We start from the raw sequence: 22,788 nt of genomic DNA on the forward strand, positions 1-22,788 counted from the left end.
AGCGCCCGCCCCGCACCCGTCCAGCACCCGCCCGGGCCGAGCCCGGCAGCACTCCAGGAGGATCCCGTGGAGAAGTTCAGCACCCACACCGGCATCGCAGCGCCGCTGCGCCAGTCGAATGTCGACACCGACCAGATCATTCCCGCCGTCTATCTCAAGCGGATCACCAAGACGGGCTTCGAGGACGCCCTGTTCGCCCAGTGGCGCACCCAGGACGACTTCGTGCTCAACCAGGACGCCTATCGCGAGGCGAGCATCCTGGTGACAGGACCGGACTTCGGCACCGGCTCCTCCCGCGAGCACGCCGTGTGGGCGCTGCGCGACTACGGCTTCAAGGTCGTGATCTCACCGCGCTTCGCCGATATCTTCCGCGGCAATTCGGGCAAGCAGGGTCTGCTGGCCGCCCAGGTCGAGCAGTCGGACGTGGAGCTGCTGTGGAAGCAGATCGAGGCCGAGCCCGAGGTTCCCACCACGGTGGATCTCACCGCGCGCACCGTCTCGGTGGGCAACGTCACCGTGCCGTTCCAGATCGACAACTACACCGCGTGGCGGCTGGCCGAGGGGCTCGACGACATCGGGCTGACGCTGCAGCACGAGGACAGGATCCGAGAGTTCGAGGCAAAGCGCCCCGCCTGGCTGCCCACGACCCTTCCGGCGCGCACCTGAGGCGGCTGCGCGCCGGACGGAGGAACTTCCCACGACGCCAGTGCGGCCATGAGCCGCCGTCCTCTCGTAAGATGGTCTCTCGCAGCAGCGCGATCGCTGCTCGCATCGAGCAATTGCCGTGATCCCACGGCAGATCGGGAGACCATGTCCAGCGCACTGACCATCACGGGCGGGGTTCCGCTCCAGGGTACGATCAAGGTCCGGGGGGCCAAGAACCTCGTACCCAAGGCCATGGTGGCCGCGCTCCTGGGAGCCACCCCCTCGACCCTGCGCAACGTCCCGCACATCAAGGACGTCCAGGTCGTCACCGATCTGCTGTCCCTGCACGGCGTGGCGGTCGACAACGACGGCCAGGGCACCCTGCAGCTCGACCCGTCGAACGTCGTCCGAGCCCAGCACGCGGACATCGACGCCCACGCCGGCGACTCCCGCATCCCGATCCTGCTGTGCGGGCCTCTGCTGCACACCCTGGGCGAGGCCTTCATCCCCGACCTCGGCGGCTGCAAGATCGGCGATCGCCCCATCAACTACCACCTGGACGTCCTGCGCCACTTCGGCGCCAAGGTCGAGAAGCTCGGCTCCGGCATCCGCATGTCCGCCCCCAAGGGGCTGCACGGCGCCAAGGTCGAGCTTCCCTATCCGTCGGTGGGCGCCACCGAGCAGGTGCTGCTCTCGGCCACCCGAGCCCGCGGGCGCACTGAGCTGCGCGGTGCCGCCACCGAACCCGAGATCATGGATCTGATCGCGATCCTGCAGAAGATGGGCGCGATCATCACGGTGCAGACCGACCGGGTGATCCACATCGAGGGCGTCGAGTCGCTGTCCGGCTACAGCCATCAGGCCATGTCCGATCGCATCGAGGCGGCCTCCTGGGGCTCGGCGGCGCTGGCCACCGGCGGCGACATCTTCGTCGAGGGCGCCACGCAGTCGGACATGATGACCTTCCTGAACACCTTCCGGAAGGTCGGCGGCGATCTCGATATCCGCGAGGACGGCATCCGCTTCTCCCACCCGGGCACCGCGCTCAAGCCGATCGTTGTGGAGACCGACGTCCACCCGGGCTTCATGACCGACTGGCAGCAGCCGCTGGTCGTGGCCCTGACCCAGGCCGAGGGCGTGTCGATCGTGCACGAGACGGTCTACGAGAACCGCTTCGGCTTCACCCATGCGCTGCAGCGCATGGGCGCCAACATCCAGCTGCACCGCGACTGCCTGGGCTCCACGCCCTGCCGCTTCGGGCAGTCCAACTTCGTGCACTCGGCGATCATCTCGGGGCGCACCGAGCTGAGGGCCCAGGACATCCACGTCCCGGACCTGCGCGGGGGCTTCTCGCACCTGATCGCCGCCCTGTCCGCCGAGGGCGTCTCGAATGTGACCGGCGTCGAGCTGATCGAGCGCGGCTACGAGCACTTCACCCAGAAGCTCGAGGCACTGGGCGCCACGTTCGACGTCGCGAACTCCTGATCCGCCCGACCCGCAGGGAGCCGCACATGGCCCGCACCCGTCTGCCTGACCGCACGTCCGAGCTGAACCTCGAGCAGCAGCTGCTCCAGGGACTGGTACGACTGCCGTACACCCTGCTGGCCCGCCGCCGCGTCGAGCATCTGGAGCGGATCCCGGCCACGGGTCCATGCGTGATCGTGTCCAACCACGTCACCGAGATCGACCCGATCACGGTGGGGCTGAGCATCGTCGATGGCGGGCGCACCCCGCGGTTCCTGGCCAAGGAGTCGCTGTTCCGCATCCCGGTGCTCGGCTTCCTGCTGCACCGGATCGGACAGGTGCCCGTGCACCGGGGCACCCGCGACACCGCCCAGGCCCTCAGGGACGCGCAGGACCGTCTGGCCCGCGGCGGGGCCGTGGGGATCTATCCGGAGGGCACGCTGACCCGCGACCCGCTGCGCTGGCCCATGCATGCCTACCCCGGCGCGGCCCAGCTGGCGCTGGGCCTCGACGTCCCCGTGATCCCGATCGCGCACTGGGGCGATCAGGAGATCCTGGGCCGCGACAGCAGCTGGCGGCTGCGCGTGAGCCTGCGCCCGCGGCGTCCGGTGCGCGTGCGCGTGGGCGAGCCCGTGGACCTCACGCCCTTCCGCAGCGAAGCTGCGCCCGGGCAGACTGGACTCACGGATGCCGAGAGGGTCGCCGCCGTGCCGCGCGCCGCGGCTGCGGCTGCCACCGAGGCGATCCTGGACGCGATCGCCGCCGAGCTGTCCGTCCTGCGCGATGAACCCGTTCCGCCCACTCGCTGGGACCGGCGCCTCAAGGGACGACGATGACGCAGCACGTCGAGCACTCTGAGCACGAGCAGTCCGGGCCGCAGCCCGGCGGTGCCGAGGTCGCCCAGGACCTGGGCGTCCCGGAGGTCCGGTGGAGCCCGGGGCGGGCAGCCGTGCTGGGCGCCGGATCCTGGGGCACCACCTTCGCGAAGATCCTCACCGACGCCGGTCTCAGCGGGGAGGCCCCCGCTCCCGAGGTCGTGCTGTGGGGCAGGGATGCCCAGGCGATGTCGCGCATCGCCCGCACCCGGGTCAACGAGCGCTACGTCCCCGGCACGCACCTGCCCGATCCGCTGCAGGTCACCTCCGATCTCGCCGAGGCGCTGGACGGGGCGGATCTGGTCGTGCTGGCCGTTCCGGCCCAGGCCCTGCGCGCTCAGCTGGCGGTCGTGGCGCAGCACCTCGAGCAGGACGCCGTGCTGGTCTCGCTGGCCAAGGGCCTCGAGCGGGGGACCGGACTGCGCATGAGCGAGGTCGCCGCCGAGGTCCTGGCCGAGCATCGCCCGGAGGGTCACCGGCTGGGCGGGCGCGACCGCGACGGCTGGGCGCGGCGGCTGTGCGTCGTCTCGGGCCCGAACCTGGCCATGGAGATCGCCGACGAGCAGCCCACCGCCTCGGTGGTGGCAGCCGCCGATCCCCAACTGGCCGCCGATGTGGCCCGCGCGGTGGCGGCGCCGTACTTCCGGCCCTACACGAACACGGATGCGGTGGGCACCGAGATCGCCGGTCTGACCAAGAACGTGATCGCGGTGTCCGTGGGGATCTGCGACGGCCGCCACTACGGTGACAACTCCAAGGCCTCCGTGATCACCCGGGGGCTGGCCGAGTCCACCCGGCTGGCCCTGGCCCTCGGGGCCCGCAGCGAGACCATGGCCGGGCTGGCCGGCATCGGCGATCTGGTGGCGACCTGCTCGTCGCCGCTGTCGCGCAACCGCACCGCCGGGCGGCTGCTGGGACAGGGCCGGACGCTCGAGCAGATCGAGCGCGAGATGACGCAGACGGCCGAGGGCCTGAAGTCGGCCTCGGCTGTGCTGCAGCTCGCGCGAGCGCACGGCGTCGACATGCCGATCACCGAGGCGGTGGTGGCTATCCTGGACGGTCGCATCACCGTCGAACACCTCGCCCCGCTGCTGCTGGGCCGCGAACTGAAAGCGGAGGCAACCACCGCATGAGCACCATCGATCCCGCCGCCACCGACTCTCAGACCGCTGCCCCGTCGTCCCGCCCGCGCGTGGCGATCCTGTTCGGCGGGCGCTCCTCCGAGCACAGCATCTCCCTGGTCACCGCCCGCGGGGTGCTCGGGGCGATCGATCGCGAGCACTGGGACGTGGTGACCGTGGGGATCGCGCGCACGGGCGAGTGGTTCCTGTTCTCGCCGGAGCAGCTCGAGGCGCTGCTCGAGCAGAACCCCATCACCGAGCTGCCGGTGGGCCATGAGATGGTCTCGCTGCCCATGGGCTCCGGGGACACCGAGCTGCTGATCCGCGACATCTCCGGCGAGGGCCCGGCCCAGGAGCGCCGCGAGCACATCGATGTGGTGCTGCCGCTGCTGCACGGTCCCTACGGCGAGGACGGCACCCTGCAGGGGATGCTCGAGCTCGCCGACATGCGCTACGTCGGCTGCGGGGTGACGTCCTCGGCCGTGGGCATGGATAAGCACTTCATGAAGGTCGCCTTCGAATCGGCCGGGCTGGAGGTGGGTCCGTACGTCGTGGCCAAGGACCGGCGCTGGCTGCGGGAGCCGGAGGAGGTCCTGGACGAGATCGCCCAGCTGTCCGCCCCCGTGTTCGTGAAGCCGGCGCGCGCGGGCTCGTCGTTCGGCATCACGCGGGTGGACGACCCGAGCGATCGTTCGGCTGTCACCGCCGCGGTGGAGGAGGCCCGGAGCTTCGATCGCAAGGTCGTCGTGGAGGCCGGGATCTCCGGGCGGGAGATCGAGTGCGCCGTGCTGCAGGGACGCGGGCAGGATGCCCCGCGCGTCTCCCTGCTCGGGGAGATCGTCGTGGTGGACGAGCATTCGTTCTACGACTTCGAGGCCAAGTACGTCCAGCAGGATTCCGCCCGGCTCAGCTGCCCGGCCGAGGTCCCGGAGCAGACCGCCGAGCGCATCCGCGCGGATGCGGCACGCGCCTTCGAAGCCGTGGACGGTGAGGGCCTCTCGCGCGCCGACTTCTTCCTGACCGACGACGGCCGGGCCATCATCAACGAGGTCAACACCATGCCGGGGTTCACCTCGATCTCGATGTACCCGCGGCTGTGGGAGGCCTCCGGGCTGCCCTACGACGCCCTGCTCGACGAGCTGCTGCGCCTGGCCCTGGAGCGGCCCATCGGACTGCGCTGAGCCCGGATCAGACCTGCGGGGCCTCGTCCACGGAGAGGCACTCGGATTCCTGCGGCACCGTCGAGATCGCGCTGCCCAGGTCGACGAGGGCGGTCGAGGACGGCACGACCGTGGTGTCGAAGGTGATCTCGAAGGCCGGGTCGCGCCCGTAGGTCGTGGCCTGCCACTGGTTGTCGGTCTCGAGGTCGCGGATCAGCCAGTCCACCCCGTCCACGCGCGTGCACAGATCGGTGGTGGGCTCCGGGGGCGTCACCCCGCAGCGCACCACGGCGGCCGAGGGATCCCCGTAGGCCGTGGTGCCCTGGCTCGAGGTCTGGCGCTGGGCCTGCCCGCTGATCTGCTCGGGCATGGCCAGCATGGCCGCCGCGCATTCTGGATTCGAGGCGTCCTCGGCAGCATCGACCTGTGCGGTGCTGGAGCCGCAGCCCGTGAGCAGGACCAGGCCAGTGGCCGCCAGGGCCGCAGCGCGGAGGGGGTGCAGTGGACTTGGACCGGGGCGCATGGCCCGGATCCTATCGCCCGGCTCCGGCGGGCCTCGAATCGCGCAGGCTCGCGGGCCCGGCAGACACGCACGCCGGTGCCGCGGCGCAGGGGGCTGTGCTGTCCGCCCCGCTCATTACCCTAAGGCTCGATGGCCCCGCTCACCGGCGTGAGGCCCGATCGACCGAAGAGGCGGGGCAGATGACCAGGCAGGACAGCACCGGCGGCGCGAGGCCGTGCAGCCAGGGCCCTGGGACTGCTCGCGGGGCTGCCCCGATGGGTTCGGGGGACTGCTGCGCCGAGCCGCCCCAGGCCGCGGGGGCGATCGCCGGGCTGAGCGTGGGGGAGGCCTCGGAGTCCGAGCTGCTGGCGGCCTTCCTGCCGCTGCTGCGCGGCGGCGATTCCACCTATCTCCAGCTGGGTCCCGGCGATGACTGCGCGGTGATCGCCGCTCCGGATGGGCGCTATGTGATCACCACGGACACCCAGGTCGAGGGCCAGGACTTCCTGCCGGTGTGGCCCAGCGGTGCACTCACCGGCGGCGCGGACACCGGCGCCAAGGCCGCCGCGCAGAACCTGGGGGATGCCGCGGCCATGGGGGCGGTGCCGTCGTCCGCGGTCGTCTCGCTAACCCTTCCCCCGCAGACTCCATGCCAATGGGTCCTGGACTTCGCCCGCGGGCTGCGCGGCGGCATCGAGGCCTGCGGGGCCCCGCAGCTCGCCGTGGCCGGAGGGGATCTGGGCGGCGGCGAGCAGCTCTCCGTGACCGTGACGGTGACCGGGGATCTGCAGGGCCGCGAGCCCGTGCGCCGCAGCGGGGCAGCTGCCGGGCAGCGGCTGGTGCTGGCCGGGACCGTGGGGCGCGCGGCAGCGGGTCTGGCGCTGCTGCTCTCGAGCGCCTATCGCCCCGGGGAGGACCCCGTCCTGGACGAGATCGCAGGCTGGCAGCTGCGGCCCGTGAGCCCTGTGCCGGCCGGCGCACTGCTGGCACGCGCCGGAGCCACCGCCATGATCGATGTCTCGGACGGCCTCGTGCGCGACTGCGGGCGGATCGCGGAGGCCTCGGGTGTTCACCTGGAGCTGGATCCCCGAGCCCTGCAGGAGCTGGCCGAGCCCCTGCGCCCGGCCGCCGAGCTGCTGGGCGCGGATCCCCTGGACTGGGTGCTCACCGGCGGGGAGGACCACGGCCTGCTGGCAAGTCTCCCGGAAGATGCTCAGGTGCCTGAGGGAGTCCGTGCGATAGGCTCTGTGCGCCTGCCGGGAGCCCCCTCCGGCGGACCAGCAGCCGGTCCTGCCGGGCGCGCGCAGCCCCAGGAGCCCGTCGGCGGCTGGGATGTGAGCGTGGCAGGCGATGATGCGAACCAGCTGATCGGCAGGAGCCGCAGCGGAGGATGGGACCACTTTGAACGTCCGCAGCACAGCGAGCACGGAGGCCGTTCGGCGATGGCTCGACCTCGCCGTCCGTGAGCTGCGCGCCAGCGCGGACATCCTGGATGCGATCAACGTCTTCCCGGTGGCCGACTCGGACACCGGCGCCAACCTGGTGACCACAGTGGGCACCGCCGCTCAGGCGGTCCAGGTGCTCGAGACCCCGGATGTCGGCGAGCTCATCATGCTCGCCGGTCAGGCCGCGCTGGACGACGCCCGCGGCAACTCCGGGTCCCTGTTCGCCGTGTGGCTGTGCGCCGTGGGCGCCTCGCTCGAGGGCCGCGGGCTCACCGCCGAGGCCTTCGCCCAGGCCCTGACCTCGGGCGAGCTGCGCTCCTGGTCGGCTCTGACAGATCCCGTGCCCGGCACCATGCTCTCGGTCATCAGGGACATCGCCGCCGTGCAGGTCCCGGAGAACGAGGAGCCCGGCTCCAAACGCACGCTGCTGCATCATCTGGAGCGCGTGGTCGCCGCGGCCCGGGAGGCCGTGCTCGGTTCCACGGATGAGCTCGAAGTCCTGCAGGGCTCGGGGCGTGTGGACGCCGGAGCCCTGGGGATGCTCATCATCCTGGACGCCCTGCGTCGCTCCGCCGCCGGCGAGGGATCCGGTCGGCCCGTGCTGTGGACCGGCGCCCCGGACGACAGCGCAGAGCCCACCGGCCAGGAGACCGGCGTGCAGGTCCAGCAGCTGCTCGAGAGCATGCGAGAGGCCTCGGCGGCCGGCGCAGCCGGGGAGGCCGGCGCGGCGGGCGGCGAGGCCGAGACCGGCGTGGAAGTCGTGGCCACCGTCGAGCTGACCGCCCTGGAGGCTGCCTCCGTGCGCTTCGAGCTCACCGAGATCGGCCGTTCCGTGATCACCTCGCCGATCTCCCAGATCGAGGGCGAGCTGTGGCGCTGGCGGGTCCACGTCCACGTGGATGATCAGCAGGTCGCCCTGGACGTCCTGCGCGCCCACGGCACGCCGCGCAATGTGGCGGTCACCGGGCTGGACCCGGAGGGCTCGGGGCGTCAGAACCGCGTCAACACCTCGGATCTGGACTGATGAGCCCGCGGAAGGGCAGCCGGGGCTCGGCATCCGGACCGGAGGCCCCAGCGTCGTCCGTGGACCGCGGGGATCTGGATCGCCCGCTGGCCGAGGTCCTCGGGGCCAGTTCGGCGAAGACCTTCGAGAAGCACCTGGGCCTCGTCACGATCGGCCAGCTGCTCGAGCACTTCCCGCGCCGCCTGGTTCCTCGAGGGGAGCTGACCTCGTTCAGCGAGCTGCGCCTGGATGAGCACGCCACGCTCGTGGCCGAGGTGCTGCGCGTGTCCACCCGGCGGATGCGCTCGCGCAGCGGCTCGATCACCGAGGTCGTGATCACCGACCGCTCCTCGGACTCCGGGACGGACCTGCTGGCGGAGTCCACCGGGGCCACCATGACGCTGAGCTTCTTCAACGCCTGGACGGCCTCCCGCGACCTCACCAGCGGGACCCACGCGCTGTTCTCGGGCAAGGTCTCGCAGTATCGCGGCGAGCTGACGATGGCGAACCCGCACTATGCGCCGCTGGATCCCGACGACGACGTCGACGCCGCCGATGCCCTCGACAGCGCCGGGCGCCCCGTGCCGGTGTATCCGGCCGTCGCCAAGCTCACGAGCGACCGGATCGCCCAGGCCGTGCAGCTGTGCCTGGCCGCCGTGGACTGGTCGACCGTCCCGGATCCGCTGCCGCTCGAGGTGGCACGGGAGCACCGGTACTCGGATCTGGCCAGCGCGTATCAGTCCATGCACCGCCCGGCCGATGAGCAGGACTGGCACCGCGCCAAGGCCAGGTTCCGCCACACCGAGGCGCTTGTGCTGCAGGCAGCGCTGCTGCGCCGCCGCCAGGCGGTCGCCCAGCGCCGCGCGCCGGAGCTCACCGGCCGCGACGGCGTGGTGCTGAAGGGATTCGAGCAGCGGCTGGGCTTCGAGCTGACCGCCTCGCAGCAGGAGGTCGGACGGCAGATCGCCGCGGATCTGGGGCAGGTCCACCCCATGAACCGGCTGCTGCAGGGCGATGTGGGCTCCGGCAAGACCGTCGTGGCGCTGCGGGCCATGCTGCAGGCCGTTGACTCCGGGGCGCAGGCCGCGCTGCTGGCGCCCACCGAGGTCCTGGCCGCCCAGCACCACGCCTCGATCGTGCGCGCACTGGGGCCGTTGGGGGCGGCCGGGACGCTGGAGGGCGATCCGCAGGGAACCCGCGTGGTGCTGCTGACCGGGTCCATGCCCACGGCCGCGCGCAGGCAGGCGCTGCTCGAGATCGTCACCGGCGAGGCCGGGATCGTGATCGGCACCCACGCGCTGCTGGCGGAGACGGTGCAGTTCCTGCGCCTGGGCCTGGTGGTGGTCGATGAGCAGCATCGCTTCGGCGTGCAGCAGCGCGACCGCCTGCGCGAGACCGGCGCCGAGGAGGTCCCGCACCTTCTCGTCATGACGGCCACGCCCATCCCGCGCACCGTGGCCATGACCGTCTTCGGCGATCTCGACGTCTCGGTGCTCGAAGGGCTGCCCGCGGGACGCCAGCCGATCGACACGCACGTGGTCGGGCTGCTCGAGCACCCGGCCTGGGAGCGGCGGATCATGGCCCGGGCCGCAGAGGAGATCGCCGCAGGACGGCAGGTCTACATGGTCGCGCCCAAGATCGGGGCGGACGACGAGGTCCCGCCGTTCTCCTTGGCAGGCTCGGCCGCCGATGAGAAGGCCGCCGAGGCCATGGTCTCGACCACCTGGCTCAAGCTGCTCGTGCAGCGGGCCCCGGAGTTGGAGCGGACGCGGATCGCGGTGCTGCACGGACGCCTGGACGCCGCGCAGAAGGCCGAGACCATGGACGCCTTCGCCGCCGGGGAGATCGATCTGCTGATCTGCACCACCGTGGTCGAGGTCGGCGTCGACGTCCCCAATGCCACGCTCATGGTCATCGTGGACGCCGATCGCTTCGGCATCTCCCAGCTGCACCAGCTGCGCGGGCGGATCGGTCGCGGGGCGCACCGCTCCACCTGCCTGCTGGTCACCCGCCGCGATCCCGAGCACCCCTCGCGCGAGCGGATCGCGGCTGTGGCGGCCACGACCGACGGCTTCGAGCTCGCCCAGGCCGATCTGGCCCAGCGCCGCGAGGGCGACATCCTGGGCGATGCCCAGTCCGGCGGGCGCTCCACGCTGCGGCTGCTGCGCGCCGTCGACGACGCCGGCGTCATCGAGCGCGCCCGTCGTGAGGCCCAGGCGGTGCTGAGCGCCGATCCCGGGCTCGAGCAGCACCCGCAGCTGCTCGCGGCCATCCGCGCCGCGCTCGACGAGGACACCGAGAAGTACCTGGAGAGGGGCTGATCCGCTCGTGACCCGCATCATCGCCGGAGCGGCCGGCGGCACTCGTCTGGCCTCCGTGCCCGGCACCGGTACCCGGCCCACGACCGATCGCGTCAAGGAGTCGCTGTTCTCCCGCCTGGACGCCTGGGGCATGATCGACGAGGCCCGCGTCCTGGACCTCTTCGCCGGCTCCGGGGCCCTGGGTTGCGAGTGCGCCAGCCGCGGCGCACGCGAGGTCGTGCTCGTGGAGAAGCATCCGCGGGCTGTCTCGGTGTGCAGGGCCAATGCCGAGACGGTCAATCGTGCCCTCGGCTCGCAGCGGGTGCGCTGCGAGCGCGGCTCCGTGCACGGCTACGCCTCGACCCACGAGGGTCCCTGGGATCTCGTGCTCGCCGATCCGCCCTACCCGCTGGGGGAGACCGAGCTGAGCGAGGTGCTGTCCCTGCTGAGCGGCAAGCTCGGTCCCGGCGGCGTCGTGGTGATCGAACGGTCCTCGCGCAGTCCGGAGCCCGCCTGGCCCCAGGGCCTGCGTCGGCTCGAGAGCAGCAGGCACGGCGAGACCATGCTCTGGTTCGCTGAGGCCGACGATCCCTCCTGACTCGCTCGTCGCCCGAGCGGATCCGGGGTGGGGACGGGGACGTCGACGCCGGCATCATCTGAAGTTCACCTGGCACGCCGCGGCCCCTCGCTCCGGGGGAGGAAGCGGATCGTTAGTCTGCTGATACGGGTCGCCGTTCGTGCGGCCCGCACTGCGGACCGGCGTGCGTCGGGCACGCGGACGAGACCGAGGAGTATGCACCGGATGCGCATCACTGTTCTGGGGACCGGCTATCTGGGCGCCACGCACGCGGCATCGCTGGCGGAGATGGGCTACGAGGTGCTGGGGGTGGACATCGACCCGGCCAAGCTCGAGTCGCTGTCGGCCGGCGTCCTGCCCTTCCACGAGCCGGAGCTGCCGCAGCTGCTGCGCAAGCACGTCGAGTCCGGACGCCTGCGCTTCACCTCCGACTACGAGGAGGCCGGGGCCTTCGGGGACGTGCACTTCATCGGAGTGGGCACGCCGCAGCGCCCCGGTGCGTTCGCCGCGGACATGAGCTTCGTGGACGCCGCCGTGGAGCAGATCTCCCGGCACCTGACCCGCGATGCCGTGATCGCCGGCAAGTCGACCGTCCCGGTGGGCACCGCCCGGCGGCTGCGCGAGCTGGCGCGCGAGAACGCTCCGGAGGGGATCGAGGTGGACCTGGTGTGGAACCCCGAGTTCCTGCGCGAGGGCCACTCCGTCGAGGACACGCTGCACCCCGACCGCATGGTCATCGGCCTGCCCGGGCACGGCTCCGCGGATCCGCAGGAGCACGAGCAGGCCCGGCGCCTCGAGCAGCTCATGCGCGAGGTCTACTCCCCGCAGCTGGCCGAGGGCATCCCGCTGATCGTCACCGACTACGAGACCTCGGAGCTCGTGAAGGTCGCGGCGAACTCGTTCCTGGCCACCAAGATCAGCTTCATCAACTCGCTGTCCGAGCTCACCGAGGCCGTGGGCGGAGATATCCGCACGCTGGCCGATGCGATCGGGATGGACGAGCGGATCGGGCGCAAGTTCCTCAACGCCGGCGTGGGATTCGGCGGCGGATGCCTCCCCAAGGACATCCGCGCCCTGCGCGCCCGGGCCTCGGAGCTCGGGCTGGACCAGTCCGTGCGCTTCCTGGCCGAGGTCGACGACATCAACACCCGACGCCGCGAGCACACGGTCGGGGTCATCACCGACATGCTCGACGGCTCCGTCATGGGCCGGGAGATCGCCGTGCTCGGCGCCGCCTTCAAGCCCGAGTCCGACGACGTCCGCGACTCGCCCGCCCTGGACATCGCCGCCCGTCTGCACTCGATCGGCGCCGACGTCCACGTCTACGACCCCAAGGCCAATGAGAACGCCGCCAAGCGCTACCCGCGTGTGGACTACGCGAGCTCGCTGATCCAGGCGGTGGCCCGTGCCGAGGTGGTCGTGCTGCTCACCGAGTGGGACGAGTTCCGGCGGATGACGCCCGAGGAGCTGGCCCCGCTGGTGCGTCGTCGTCAGATCCTCGATGGGCGCAACGTGCTCGATCCGCGGCAGTGGTCCGATGCCGGCTGGACCTACCGCGCCCTGGGCCGCAGGGGCTGAGCCGGGCCCCGTGACCTGAGACCCGCCCCGGTGATCGGGCGCTCGATGGCCTCAGCGCAGGGCGGCTGCCAGGCGGTCCATGCCCTCCTGGAGGGTCTCGACGGACTTGCAGGCGGCGACCCGCATCCACCCGGAGTAGAGCGCCTGGTTCTCGGGTGCCGCGAAGGCCGACAGCGGCAGCAGCGCGAGCCCGGCCTGCTCGATCAGCGCACGGGAGAGCTCGGCCGACGTCGTCGCGCCGAAGCGGTCGAACAGCGGCGAGAGATCGGCCACCACGTAGTACGACCCCGACGGCTGGGCCACCGCGAAGCCCATGGCCCGCAGGGCGTCGACCACCAGGGCGCTGCGGCGCTGCTGCTCGGCGGTCATCGACGGCCCCCAGGACGGCAGGGCGGAAAGACCAGCGGCCACGCCCTGCTGCAGCGGGGCCGCCGCCGAGTGGCTGAGATAGGTCTTCACCGCGACGACCCCGCTGAGCAGCTCGGCCGGCCCGCTCACCCAGCCCACGCGCCAGCCGGTGGCCTGCAGTGATTTGGAGGCCGAGGACACCACGAGCGTGCGCTCGCGGACCTGCTGGGCCAGCGGCTCCTCGAGCAGGGACGAGCGGGGGCCGGCGGCCAGGCTCACGTGATCGCCGTCGTAGCGCAGGTGCTCGTAGACCTCGTCGGTGAGGATCACGGCGTCGTGCTCGAGCGCCAGGCGTCCGATCTCGGCGGCGGTCTGCGGGCTGAACACCGTGCCGGTGGGGTTGTGGGGGTCGTTGACGAGCACGACGGTGGTGCGCTCGCTGAAGGCCGCGCGCAGCTCGTCGGGATCCACCGTGAAGTGCGGGGGCCGCAGCGCCACCGGGTGCAGGACGCCTCCGGCGTGGGCGACGATCGCGGCGTAGAGGTCGTAGTGCGGCTCGAGCACGACGACCTCGTCGCCGGGGCGCAGCAGCGACAGCAGCGCGGCGGTCAGGGCCTCGGCGGCCCCGGCGGTGACGACCACCTCGGTCTGCGGGTCGAGCTCGCGGTCCTGCGTGGCCAGCTGCTGAGCGGCGATCGCCTGGCGCAGCTCGAGCAGCCCGCGCTCGGGGGAGTACTGGTTCTGACCGTTGCGCATGGCCTCCACGGCGGCTTCGATCATGACGTCGGGGCCGTCGGCGTCGGGGAAGCCCTGCCCGAGGTTCACGGCGCCGTGTGCGCGGGCCCGGGTGGAGGTCTCGTCGAAGATCGTGGAGCGCAGTGGCCCGGCCTCCTGCATCAGGCCGGCCCCGCGGGCCAGGGCGTGCCAAGGGAGGTCGTGTCCATCGGTGCGCGCAGTGCTCATGGCCACAGAGTCTAGGGATCGCCCGGGGTGGTGCGGGCGCCCGCGATAGCGTGTTCCGCATGAGCGAGAACCCTTCCGAGACAGCGGCGACGGCCGAGTCCCGCCTGCGCCGCGCGGTGTGCGTCGGCTCCTTCGATCCGATCCACCTGGGTCACGTGGGCATCATCGAGCGTGCGGCTCGGCTGTTCGACGAGGTGATCGTGGCCGTGGCGGACAACCCGAGCAAGAAGCACCGCTTCCCGATCGATCGGCGCGTGGAGCTCGTCGAGCAGTCGCTGGGCTCGTCGTCGGAGCGGGTGAGGATCGAGCCGCTGGGCGGGGGACTGCTGGCGCAGTACGTCACCGGTCGCGGTGCCGTGGCGGTCGTGAAGGGCCTGCGCTCGGGACAGGACTTCGACTACGAGCTGCCGATGGCCGGGATGAACCGCAGCCTCACGGGCATGGAGACGGTCTTCCTGGCTGCCGCCCCGGAGCTCGGGCACGTGTCGTCCTCGCTCGTGAAGGAGGTCCACGGCTTCGGAGGGGACATCTCCGCGTTCGTGACGCCGGCGGTGCTGGCCGCGCTCGATGAGACCCGCGACGCCATCGGTTGAGCATCCTCGTCGGGCCGTCTAGAATGGCGTGCTGGCATTGAACCCACAGGAGATCATCATCAGTCGAGACAACGTTTCGCCGCTGGCGCTGGACGTCAAGGACCTGGAACAGCGTCCCGGGACGATGCGTCTCTTCCAGGAGACCGTGCCTGCGCCGAAGGATTTCGGCAATGCGATCATCGGGGCCCCTGAGGGCTCCGACATGGCAGCCGACCTGAGGCTGGAATCCGTCGTGGACGGTATCCTGGTCTCCGGCACGGTGACAGCTCGCCTTCACGGCGAGTGCAGTCGGTGCCTCGATCCGGTCGAGGAGGACATGACCGTAGAGGTGCAGGAGCTCTTCCTGTTCGACGCCCCTTCCGAGACTCCGGAAGAGGACGACGACGCCGACGAGATGTACACCGTCCAGGACGATCACATCGATCTGGAGCCGATGCTCCGGGACGCAGCGATCACCAAGCTGCCGTTCCAGCCAGTGTGTCGGGAGGACTGCCCCGGTCTGTGCGCCCAGTGCGGCGCGCGGCTGGAGGACGACCCCGATCATGTACATGAAGTGCTCGACCCCCGCTGGAGCGCCCTCGCAGGCCTGCTCGAGCAGGGGGACGAGTCCCCGAGAGAAGAGAGATAGCAGTGGCTGTTCCGAAGAGGAAGCTCTCGCGAGCCAACACGCACGCCCGTCGTTCGCAGTGGAAGGCGAAGGCCCCCAAGCTGGTCCGCACCGTGGAGAACGGCAAGACCGTGTACTCCCTGCCGCACCAGGCCAAGCTGGTCACCGACTCCGCCGGCACCGCCCTGTACTACGAGTACAAGGGCCGCAAGGTGGCGGACGCCTGAGTTGGCGTCTGATCATCAGGATCTTCTACAGCGTCTCGGCGTCGATATCGATGCCGAGACGCTGCTCATTGCGCTGACGCATCGCTCGTACGCCTACGAGCATGCCGGTCAGAAGCACAACGAGCGCCTCGAGTTCCTGGGCGACTCCGTGCTGGGGCTGACGGTCACCGACGAGATCTTCACGCGCTACCCCGATCGCACCGAGGGCGAGCTCGCCAAGATCCGCGCCTCCGTGGTCTCCACGCGCACCCTGGCGCAGCTGGCGCGCGAGCGCGGGCTGGGGGAGTTCATCCGCCTGGGCCGCGGCGAGATCCGCACCGACGGGCACGACAAGTCCTCGATTCTGGCCGACACCATGGAGGCCGTGATCGGTGCGCTGTACCTGTCGCAGGGCCTGGATGCCGCGCGGGCCTTCGTGCTGCGGATGATCGTGCCGCTGCTCGAGGACGACTTCGTGATCCGCGAGGGCCGCGACTGGAAGACCGAGATCCAGGAACTCGCGGCCATGCGGGGGATGGGCGCGGTGACCTACGAGGTCGAGGGCACGGGCCCGGACCACAACCGCTCCTTCACGGCCTCCTGCCTGCTGGGCGGAACCGTGCACGGCACCGGCCCCGGCACCTCCAAGAAGGAGGCCGAGCGCCGGGCGGCGGAGTCCGCCTACTCGGCGATCACCGGCACCACTCGCACCGACGGCCACGGCCGGCCGCTGGCCGACGGGCGCTGAGATGCCCGAGCTGCCCGAGGCCGAGGTCGTGCGCCGCGGCCTCGAGCGCTGGACGGTCGGACGCCGGGTCGAGGCCGTCGAGGTCCTGGATCCCCGTTCACTGCGCCGTCATGCGGATGGGCCGGGCGACTTCGTCGAGCGGCTGCAGGGCGCGTCCATCCTGGATGCGGTGCGCCGCGGCAAGTTCCTCTGGCTGCCCGTGGCTCTGAGCTCCGGCGACGAGCTCGGGCTGATGATGCACCTGGGGATGTCCGGCCAGGCGCTGATCCAGGGCGATGACCAGCCCGACGAGCGCCACCTCAAGGTCCGCCTGGGGCTCTCCGAGACTCCCAACGGGCTGCCCGGGCAGCTGCGCTTCGTGGACCAGCGCATCTTCGGGGGCATGTTCCTGGATCCTCTGGTCCCCACCGCCGACGGCCATCCCGGCGGTCGAGGTGCTCTGGGCCAGCCGCTGATCCCGGTCCACGCCGCGCACATCGCCCGCGATCCGCTGGACCCGCACTTCGACCCCGGCGCCTTCCACGCCGCCCTGCGCCGCCGCAGGACAGGCATCAAGCGCGCTCTGCTGGATCAGGGCCTCATCTCCGGGATCGGCAACATCTACGCCGACGAAGCCCTGTGGTCCGCCCGGCTGCACTACGCCCGCCCCACCGAGACCCTGACGCGCCCGGAGACCCAGCGGGTGGTCGAGGCGGTGCAGGACGTCATGGCCCGGGCCCTGGAGGCCGGCGGGACGAGCTTCGACTCCCTGTACGTGAACATCAACGGGGAGTCGGGATACTTCTCCCGCTCGCTGAACGCCTATGGCCGTGCCGGTCAGCCCTGCCTGAGGTGCGAGTCCGAGGGGCGCGATGGCGTGATCGTGCGCGAGCAGTTCATGAACCGGTCGTCGTACCGCTGCTCCGTCTGCCAGCGCCGCCCCCGCCGCGCGCGGTACTGACCTGCCGCCTGCCCGCCCCGCTGAGGCCGCACGTGCGCATGCCATCAGCTCCGATGGGCTGAACAGGTGCGGCGTCGCCGCGGGGGTGAGCCCAACTCTGCCGCTGAGGCCGCATAACTGCAGGCCATCAGATCCGATGGATGGGTGTCATGCGGCGTCAGCATCCGGGGCCAGAGCTCGTCGTCCGATCCAGCAGCTGCGCGGCCGTGGTCTTCCCGACGAGTGAGCGGCAGGCCTGCTGTGAAGGCGATTCCTACCGGGAGGCCCGACGTGAGCACAGCTGTCACCAGCCGCGACTTCGACTGCGACGTCGGCGCAGCCATGCGAGCCGCCGAGCAGGGCCCGGTCATGGTCATCGATCACGGTTGGGCAACGCATGTGCTGCTCACCGTCGAGGAATTCGAGCGGCTCTCCGGCACGCCGGAGCTGATGGGAGACCGTCTCCGAACGGGCCAGGATCACGGTGTCGAGTTCGACCTGCCCGTACGCCGTGTCGAACCGCCGCGGCCCCTCGACCTGTGAAGTGCTGTCTCTGCGCGGGAATCACGGGATCTTCGGGTTGGCCGACCTGGGCTCGGCGCGGGAGAGGGACTCCGGAACGGCGCCGGCCCCGCCTCGCGAGAGGAGGCGGGGCCGACGCGGACGTTGCGCAGGTCTGCCGCTCAGTGACGCTGAAGGCCAGCGGACCTGCAGATCATCAGATCAGTCCATGCAACCAGCAGACTCAGCTGCCGGCCTTGAACGTCGTGTTCTCGACGCGCCTCTCGCGCTTCTCGCGCTGCTCGACCACGACCGGCAGCGGATGGTGGTCGTAGTGCTGCTTGAGCCGGCGCATGCCCTCCTCGATGGAGATCGACGGCTCCCAGCCCAGGACCTCGTGGGTGCGCTTCTGCGAGAACCAGTGCGCGGTCGAGAGCTGCTCGGCCAGGAACTCGGTCATGGGGGGCTCATCCTTGCCGGGGAACCGGGCCCAGACCTTCTCGATCGTGCGGCCTGCGAAGCGCGCCACCCCGGCGGGGATCTTCCGCTTGGGGGCGGGCACGGAGCCGGCGCGGCACATCATGCCGATCAGCTCGCCGACGGGACGCGGCTGGCCGTTGGTGACCACGAAGGCCTCGCCGTGGGCGACCTCGATGCGCTCGAGCGCCCGGACGATGGCCTCGGAGGCGTTGTCCACGTAGGTGGTGTCGATCAGTGCGGCGCCGTCATCGAGCAGCGGCATGCGCCCGCGCGCGGCCCGGTCCACGATGCGCTCGACGAGCTGGGTGTCGCCGGGGCCCCACACGATATGCGGACGCACCGCGGTGACGCGCAGGGCAGCGGAATCGGCCTCCAGGGCCAGCAGCTCGGCCGCCGCCTTGGAGCGGGCGTAGTTCCCGCGGGCCTTGTACGGATTGGCCGGTCCGGCGCCGTCGCCGGCGATGGACACGCCCGTGTGCGCCACCGACGGGCTGGAGACGAACACAAAGTTGCGGGCACCGGCCTTGCGCGCCGACTCCAGCAGGATGCGCGTTCCGGTGATGTTGGTGAAGACGAAGTCCTCCCAGTCGCCGGCGAAGGACACCTTGGCCGCCAGGTGGATGACGTCGTCCACGCCGTCGAGTGCGCGCTGCACGGTCTCCATGTCCGTGATGGAGCCGAGGACCTGCTCCACGCCGTCCTCGAGCGCGATGGGAGCCTGCCCGCGCTGCAGCACGCGCACCGTCCAGCCCTGTCTGAGCAGCCTGCGGGCCACGGACTCGCCGAGCATCCCGGAGGCGCCGGTCACCAGGACGGTGCGGCCCTTCCCCTGCAGCTCCTGCACGTCCTGCAGCTCTTCCGGCGTGGCACGATGCGCTTTCCGGGGTGCTCCGGCGGCGCGGGGAATGCCTGGCGTGGTGCTCACGGGTTCCTGATCCTTCCCCCGCTCAGGGCATCATCGGCCCAGGCGGCGAGGCGCGTGCGGTCGACCTTGGAGTTGTGGCGGATGTCTGTGGGGTGCCGGGGCACCACCAGGACGGCCGCGACATCCAGGCCGGTGGCGTCGTGGACTGCACTGCGCACGCGCCCGGCCAGACCCGCTCGCGCGGGGCCGGATCGGCGTGCCGGAGGCTCAGTCTCGCACACGATGACGGGCACCTGAGCACCCTTCGGCCCGACGCCCACGAGCGCGGCGCGACCGACTTCCGAGACCGTCTGCGCGGCGTGCTCGCCGGCCACCGGAGCGACCGGGCCGTCGGCCGTGAGCAGCAGGTGATGGAGGCGTCCGGAGACCCACAGGCGGCCCTTGTCGTCGAGCTGCCCGACGTCTCCGGTGGCGTGCCAGCCCGGGATGCGGGTGGACTCGTCCTCGGTGATCCACAGGGCGTCGTAGCGGTCCTTGGCGTGCGGGGCCTGCAGCACGATCTCGCCCAGCACATCCGGCAGATCCACGAGGCGGTCCGAGGGGACGCCGTCATGATCCACGGGGGCGATCCGCACGGTCGCCCCGGGGACCGGGGTGCCCACGCACACGCCCTCGCCGGCCCCGCGCACGCGGGCCTGCGAGCGGAAGCCCTGCTCGGGGTGCAGCGGCTGGGAGTCGACGGCGGCCTCGCGGATGGTCTCCAGGCGGACATCGGTCATGGGCAGGGCCTCGGTCATGCCGTACGGCGTGTGCAGCTCGGCGGCCGGCAGCAGCTTCTGCAACTGATCCAGCAGCGGCGGCGGCAGCGGGGCGCCGGCCGAGAGCATGAGCCGCACTCGCCCCAGCGCCTGGCGCTGATGCGGTGCCAGGTCCTTCTGGGTGGCCAGCACGTTGACGATCGCAGCGGGCGAGGCGAACACGGTGGTGGCCTCGATCGCCGCAGCCGCATCGGCCAGTGCCCGGGCCGTGAGCGTGCGCGGCTTGGTGACGTCCATGTCCGGGGTCACCGAGGCGGCGCCCATGGCCGGGGCCAGCAGCGCGAAGGGCGCGAAGGCGGCGACCAGCCCGGTGCCGGGGCGCAGGTCGCACACGGCGGCCACGGCATCGCGCATGGCGGCCATCTGCCGCTGGGTGTAGACGACGCCCTTGGCCGGGCCGGTGGAGCCCGAGGTGAACAGCACGGCGGCATCCGCATCGGGGTCGATCTGCGGCAGCGGGCCCGGCGCGGTGCGCTCGAGCTCGGCCATTGAGGACTCAATGCCCAGCAGCCGACGGCGCACCGGATCCAGGGTCTCGACGCTGATGCGCCGCCCCGGCCAGCCCAGCGTGCGGGCGGCGGTCAGAGCCGCGGGGATGCCGATGAGCCACTGCGGGGAGGCTCCCTTGAGCGCGCGGCGCAGCCCCGGCAGGCCCAGTCCGGTGTCCGCCACGACGATCACGGCTCCCACACGCAGTGAGGCGTAGATCAGCGTGGTGAGATCGGCCCCCGGGGGCACCATGAGGTTGATGCGGTCTCCGGGCTTCACCCCGAGCCCGGTCAGCCCGGCGGCTATGCGCTCCACGCGCTCGTCGAGCTGCGCCCAGGTGAGGCTGCGCTCGACGGCCGGGGCGCTGTCGTTCTCGGCCTTGCCCATGTCCACGGTGGCGACCGCGGTCGTGGCCTCATCCAAGCTAGCCCGGTGGGACAGCCCGGCCGTGAAGGGCACGAACGGCTCCTCGGCCTGCGGACGGGCCTCGAGGTGCTGGAAGCGGCGGGGGTGTGGATCGACGAGGTTCTGCTGCAGCCACTGCATGACCGGCGTGGCGATGTCCCGGTCCTCGGGCAGCAGGTGGTTGGCGCCTTCGAAGCGGTGGACGTCCGCCTGCGGCATGCGCTTGCGAAGGTCCTGGAGGTAGCGCTCCAAGAACACCGGGTCCTTGGGGCCCCACAGGAACAGCGCCGGAACGGTGGAGGTGGCCATCCACGACGCCGTGCGCTCGTAGCGGTGGTTCGACGGATGCCCCTCGAACGCCGGGATGTCCGCCACGAAGCCCTTGATGCCGGCCCGGTGCTCCGCGGTGTCGTAGGGCGCCTTGAACGCCGCCTTGATCTCGGGAGCCAGCGAGGGGGAGACCAGCGACAGCGTGATGTCCAGGAACGCGGTGGTCCGGGAGGTGACGGTTCCGTGGACCTTCGGCGCCAGCGCTAGACGCAGCGGATCCGGGATGGGACCGGACTCGGGATCGTGGTAGATCGCCGTGTTGGTCATGATCGTGGCCGCATGCGCCTTCGGGTGCAGCTCGGCCCAGCCCATGGACACGAGACCGCCCCAGTCGTGGGCCAGGGTGACCACGCGCTCGTCGTTCAGCCCGATCGCGGCGGTGAGGTCGCTGAGGTCCTGGATGCGGTCGTCGTAGCGGCGGAACAGGCCCGTGCGTTCGGAGAAGCCCATGTCGAGCTGATCCACGGCCACCACGCGCCAGGGGGTCTCGGCCTCGGTCGCGGCCTTCAGGACCGAGCGCCAGAGGTAGGACCAGGTGGGGTTGCCGTGCACGGCCAGGATGGTGCCGGCGGGGGTCTTGTCCTGCTCCTGCAGCACCGCCAGGTTGTCGAGCAGGTGCCAGCGCCGGACGGTGCCCTCGACGGGCTCGCACGCAGCGTGCGAGGCGACCTCCACGGTGCGCGACCAGCGGGGGTCCACGCCCGGGAAGGCCTCCCAGCTGCTGGGGGGCGTGACGGTCTCGGCGGTCTCGGGGGTGCTCACCAGTCGATCTCCATGAAGGTCGCGTTCAGTCCGGAGCCCACGCCCATGGCCAGCACGCGATGGCCCTTCTGGAACGAGCCGTTCTCGGACTGCAGGGCGAGAGTCATCGGCAGGGCGGCCGAGGCCACGTTGCCCCAGAACGGGAAGGTGCGCGGCAGCTTGTGCGCCGGGATCCCGATGTCCGCCTCGGTCTTGTCCGTGTGGGAGGTGGAGACCTGGTGGGCCACCACCCAGTCGAAGTCGTCCCACTCGAAGCCCTGGGTGCGGGCCTCCTCCCAGGTGTCCGTGAGCAGCCCCACGCCGTGCTTGAGCAGACCGCCGGCATCCGTGTACATGCCGTCGAATGAGCCGATGCACAGCTCGTGGTGCTCGGTGGCCGAGCGGGTCACGGAGGTGCGGATCCGGTGGCCCTCGGGGTGGTTGTCCGCCCGGCCCACGACCGCAGCGGCCGCGCCGCAGCCCAGCGTGAGCGTGGCGAACTCGCGGATGACCTCGGCGCGGGTGACGTCCGGCTCGCTGAGGCGGCGGAAGGCCTCGCGGTGCCAGCGGGTGGGATCCTCGCCGGCCACGATCAGGGCGTAGTCGATGGCCCCGGAGTCGATCATGGACGAGGCCACGGTCATTCCGTTGATGAAGCCCAGGCAGGCGTTGGTGATGTCGAAGCTCAGCGCCGAGCTGGGCAGGCCCAGCCGGGCGTGCTCCCCGGAGGCCAGGGCCGGCTCGTAGCCGTCGCGGGTCACCGAGCAGTTGATCAGCAGGCCCACTTGGTCCGGGCTGATGCCGGCCTGATCCATGGCGGCCTGAGCCGCCTCGATCGCGCCGTCGGTGTAGTGGCGGCCTTCGGACCACTCGCGGTGCTCCTTGACGCCGGCCAAGCGCTCCAGCAGGCCCTTGGGCAGCTTGAGGCGCTCGAACGTCTCCTGCAGCTGCTCGTCTGCGCGCTCGGAGGAGACGACGACGTCGGCTTCGACCTTCTGGATCGACAGCAGCGAAGCGCTGCTGTGGCGGATGATGGAGTTCCCTGGCAAGGCACTGCTTTCGACGAAGGTGTGAGGAGTCTGTCCTGAAGTGTATCGACGCGCCT

At 71.3% G+C, this 22,788-nt stretch carries 21 protein-coding genes; 16 read left to right on the forward strand and 5 right to left on the reverse strand.

The features are described from left to right. The first annotated feature begins 66 nt into the window (after positions 1 to 66). The 5 genes from leuD (at position 67) to M3E84_RS02135 (ending at position 5,286) form a co-directional block, all read left to right on the forward strand. On the forward strand, positions 67 to 666 hold the full coding sequence (gene leuD, locus M3E84_RS02115) for a 3-isopropylmalate dehydratase small subunit (protein ID WP_259894355.1): 600 nt from the start codon (positions 67 to 69) through the stop codon (positions 664 to 666). 144 nt (positions 667 to 810) lie between these two features. Continuing rightward, the gene (gene murA, locus M3E84_RS02120; RefSeq protein ID WP_259894356.1) at positions 811 to 2,130 is read left to right on the forward strand and encodes a UDP-N-acetylglucosamine 1-carboxyvinyltransferase; all 1,320 of its coding nucleotides are present in this window, start codon (positions 811 to 813) and stop codon (positions 2,128 to 2,130) included. A 26-nt stretch (positions 2,131 to 2,156) separates the two neighbouring features. Further along, positions 2,157 to 2,945: a 1-acyl-sn-glycerol-3-phosphate acyltransferase gene (locus M3E84_RS02125; RefSeq protein ID WP_259894357.1), complete on the forward strand. Its 789-nt coding sequence runs from the start codon at positions 2,157 to 2,159 to the stop codon at positions 2,943 to 2,945. Next, the gene (locus M3E84_RS02130; RefSeq protein WP_259894358.1) at positions 2,942 to 4,117 is read left to right on the forward strand and encodes an NAD(P)H-dependent glycerol-3-phosphate dehydrogenase; all 1,176 of its coding nucleotides are present in this window, start codon (positions 2,942 to 2,944) and stop codon (positions 4,115 to 4,117) included. The genes M3E84_RS02125 and M3E84_RS02130 overlap by 4 nt, the downstream gene beginning before the upstream one ends. Beyond that, positions 4,114 to 5,286 (forward strand): D-alanine--D-alanine ligase family protein, encoded by a 1,173-nt coding sequence (locus tag M3E84_RS02135; RefSeq protein WP_259894359.1) that lies wholly within the window; start codon positions 4,114 to 4,116, stop codon positions 5,284 to 5,286. The genes M3E84_RS02130 and M3E84_RS02135 overlap by 4 nt, the downstream gene beginning before the upstream one ends. A gap of 7 nt (positions 5,287 to 5,293) precedes the next feature. Here M3E84_RS02135 and M3E84_RS02140 read toward each other — a convergent pair whose 3' ends face one another. Next, positions 5,294 to 5,788, reverse strand: coding sequence for a DUF3515 domain-containing protein (locus tag M3E84_RS02140; protein WP_259894360.1), 495 nt, complete (start codon positions 5,786 to 5,788; stop codon positions 5,294 to 5,296). Positions 5,789 to 6,042: 254 nt separating this feature from the next. On the opposite strand from M3E84_RS02140, the gene thiL reads away from it, so the two are divergent. The 5 genes from thiL to M3E84_RS02165 all read left to right on the forward strand — a co-directional run bounded on the left by thiL (position 6,043) and on the right by M3E84_RS02165 (position 12,670). Then, entirely contained in the window at positions 6,043 to 7,233 is a 1,191-nt protein-coding gene (gene thiL, locus M3E84_RS02145; protein WP_259894361.1) for a thiamine-phosphate kinase, read from the forward strand. After that, positions 7,169 to 8,236: a DAK2 domain-containing protein gene (locus M3E84_RS02150; protein WP_259894362.1), complete on the forward strand. Its 1,068-nt coding sequence runs from the start codon at positions 7,169 to 7,171 to the stop codon at positions 8,234 to 8,236. The genes thiL and M3E84_RS02150 overlap by 65 nt, the downstream gene beginning before the upstream one ends. Then, positions 8,236 to 10,536 (forward strand): ATP-dependent DNA helicase RecG, encoded by a 2,301-nt coding sequence (locus tag M3E84_RS02155; RefSeq protein ID WP_259894363.1) that lies wholly within the window; start codon positions 8,236 to 8,238, stop codon positions 10,534 to 10,536. Before M3E84_RS02150 ends, M3E84_RS02155 begins: the two co-directional genes overlap by 1 nt. Positions 10,537 to 10,543: 7 nt before the next feature. Further along, positions 10,544 to 11,113 (forward strand): 16S rRNA (guanine(966)-N(2))-methyltransferase RsmD, encoded by a 570-nt coding sequence (rsmD, locus tag M3E84_RS02160; RefSeq protein ID WP_259894364.1) that lies wholly within the window; start codon positions 10,544 to 10,546, stop codon positions 11,111 to 11,113. A gap of 204 nt (positions 11,114 to 11,317) precedes the next feature. Beyond that, positions 11,318 to 12,670, forward strand: a complete 1,353-nt coding sequence (locus tag M3E84_RS02165) for a UDP-glucose/GDP-mannose dehydrogenase family protein (protein WP_259894365.1) — start codon at positions 11,318 to 11,320, stop codon at positions 12,668 to 12,670. A 51-nt stretch (positions 12,671 to 12,721) separates the two neighbouring features. On the opposite strand, the gene M3E84_RS02170 is transcribed toward M3E84_RS02165, so the two are convergent. Further along, complete coding sequence (locus M3E84_RS02170) at positions 12,722 to 13,981, reverse strand: aminotransferase class I/II-fold pyridoxal phosphate-dependent enzyme (protein ID WP_259894366.1); 1,260 nt, start codon at positions 13,979 to 13,981, stop codon at positions 12,722 to 12,724. A 104-nt stretch (positions 13,982 to 14,085) separates the two neighbouring features. Here M3E84_RS02170 and coaD point away from each other — a divergent pair, with 104 nt between their 5' ends. From coaD to M3E84_RS02200, 6 genes are all read left to right on the forward strand, one after another. Next, complete coding sequence (gene coaD / locus M3E84_RS02175) at positions 14,086 to 14,574, forward strand: pantetheine-phosphate adenylyltransferase (RefSeq protein WP_259894410.1); 489 nt, start codon at positions 14,086 to 14,088, stop codon at positions 14,572 to 14,574. 28 nt (positions 14,575 to 14,602) lie between these two features. After that, complete coding sequence (locus M3E84_RS02180; RefSeq protein WP_259894367.1) at positions 14,603 to 15,202, forward strand: DUF177 domain-containing protein; 600 nt, start codon at positions 14,603 to 14,605, stop codon at positions 15,200 to 15,202. Positions 15,203 to 15,204: 2 nt separating this feature from the next. Further along, complete coding sequence (rpmF, locus tag M3E84_RS02185) at positions 15,205 to 15,408, forward strand: 50S ribosomal protein L32 (RefSeq protein WP_006215062.1); 204 nt, start codon at positions 15,205 to 15,207, stop codon at positions 15,406 to 15,408. 1 nt (position 15,409) lies between these two features. Further along, on the forward strand, positions 15,410 to 16,135 hold the full coding sequence (gene rnc / locus M3E84_RS02190; protein ID WP_259894368.1) for a ribonuclease III: 726 nt from the start codon (positions 15,410 to 15,412) through the stop codon (positions 16,133 to 16,135). 1 nt (position 16,136) lies between these two features. Further along, positions 16,137 to 17,075 (forward strand): bifunctional DNA-formamidopyrimidine glycosylase/DNA-(apurinic or apyrimidinic site) lyase, encoded by a 939-nt coding sequence (gene mutM / locus M3E84_RS02195; RefSeq protein WP_259894369.1) that lies wholly within the window; start codon positions 16,137 to 16,139, stop codon positions 17,073 to 17,075. 270 nt (positions 17,076 to 17,345) lie between these two features. Continuing rightward, positions 17,346 to 17,597: a type II toxin-antitoxin system Phd/YefM family antitoxin gene (locus tag M3E84_RS02200; protein ID WP_259894370.1), complete on the forward strand. Its 252-nt coding sequence runs from the start codon at positions 17,346 to 17,348 to the stop codon at positions 17,595 to 17,597. A gap of 202 nt (positions 17,598 to 17,799) precedes the next feature. Here the strand turns inward: M3E84_RS02200 and M3E84_RS02205 are convergent, their stop codons facing one another. Genes M3E84_RS02205 through M3E84_RS02215 form a run of 3 tightly spaced genes read right to left on the reverse strand, consistent with a single transcriptional unit; the run spans position 17,800 to position 22,732 of the window. Beyond that, complete coding sequence (locus M3E84_RS02205) at positions 17,800 to 18,960, reverse strand: NAD(P)-dependent oxidoreductase (protein WP_259894371.1); 1,161 nt, start codon at positions 18,958 to 18,960, stop codon at positions 17,800 to 17,802. Continuing rightward, the gene (locus M3E84_RS02210; RefSeq protein ID WP_259894372.1) at positions 18,957 to 21,704 is read right to left on the reverse strand and encodes an alpha/beta fold hydrolase; all 2,748 of its coding nucleotides are present in this window, start codon (positions 21,702 to 21,704) and stop codon (positions 18,957 to 18,959) included. Before M3E84_RS02210 ends, M3E84_RS02205 begins: the two co-directional genes overlap by 4 nt. After that, on the reverse strand, positions 21,701 to 22,732 hold the full coding sequence (locus tag M3E84_RS02215) for a 3-oxoacyl-ACP synthase III (protein ID WP_259894373.1): 1,032 nt from the start codon (positions 22,730 to 22,732) through the stop codon (positions 21,701 to 21,703). The genes M3E84_RS02210 and M3E84_RS02215 overlap by 4 nt, the downstream gene beginning before the upstream one ends. Positions 22,733 to 22,788 lie beyond the last annotated feature (56 nt).

The sequence above is a fragment of the Kocuria sp. p3-SID1428 genome, from assembly GCF_025149945.1.
Classification (GTDB): domain Bacteria; phylum Actinomycetota; class Actinomycetes; order Actinomycetales; family Micrococcaceae; genus Kocuria.

What these genes read in the sequence shown, in the direction of transcription:
- murA (WP_259894356.1), top strand. Translation starts at nt 811, where the DNA reads ATGTCCAGCGCACTGACCATCACGGGCGGGGTTCCGCTCCAGGGTACG.
- M3E84_RS02125 (WP_259894357.1), top strand. Translation starts at nt 2,157, where the DNA reads ATGGCCCGCACCCGTCTGCCTGACCGCACGTCCGAGCTGAACCTCGAG.
- M3E84_RS02130 (WP_259894358.1), top strand. Translation starts at nt 2,942, where the DNA reads ATGACGCAGCACGTCGAGCACTCTGAGCACGAGCAGTCCGGGCCGCAG.
- M3E84_RS02135 (WP_259894359.1), top strand. Translation starts at nt 4,114, where the DNA reads ATGAGCACCATCGATCCCGCCGCCACCGACTCTCAGACCGCTGCCCCG.
- M3E84_RS02140 (WP_259894360.1), bottom strand. Translation starts at nt 5,788, where the DNA reads ATGCGCCCCGGTCCAAGTCCACTGCACCCCCTCCGCGCTGCGGCCCTG.
- thiL (WP_259894361.1), top strand. Translation starts at nt 6,043, where the DNA reads ATGGGTTCGGGGGACTGCTGCGCCGAGCCGCCCCAGGCCGCGGGGGCG.
- M3E84_RS02155 (WP_259894363.1), top strand. Translation starts at nt 8,236, where the DNA reads ATGAGCCCGCGGAAGGGCAGCCGGGGCTCGGCATCCGGACCGGAGGCC.
- M3E84_RS02165 (WP_259894365.1), top strand. Translation starts at nt 11,318, where the DNA reads ATGCGCATCACTGTTCTGGGGACCGGCTATCTGGGCGCCACGCACGCG.
- M3E84_RS02170 (WP_259894366.1), bottom strand. Translation starts at nt 13,981, where the DNA reads ATGAGCACTGCGCGCACCGATGGACACGACCTCCCTTGGCACGCCCTG.
- mutM (WP_259894369.1), top strand. Translation starts at nt 16,137, where the DNA reads ATGCCCGAGCTGCCCGAGGCCGAGGTCGTGCGCCGCGGCCTCGAGCGC.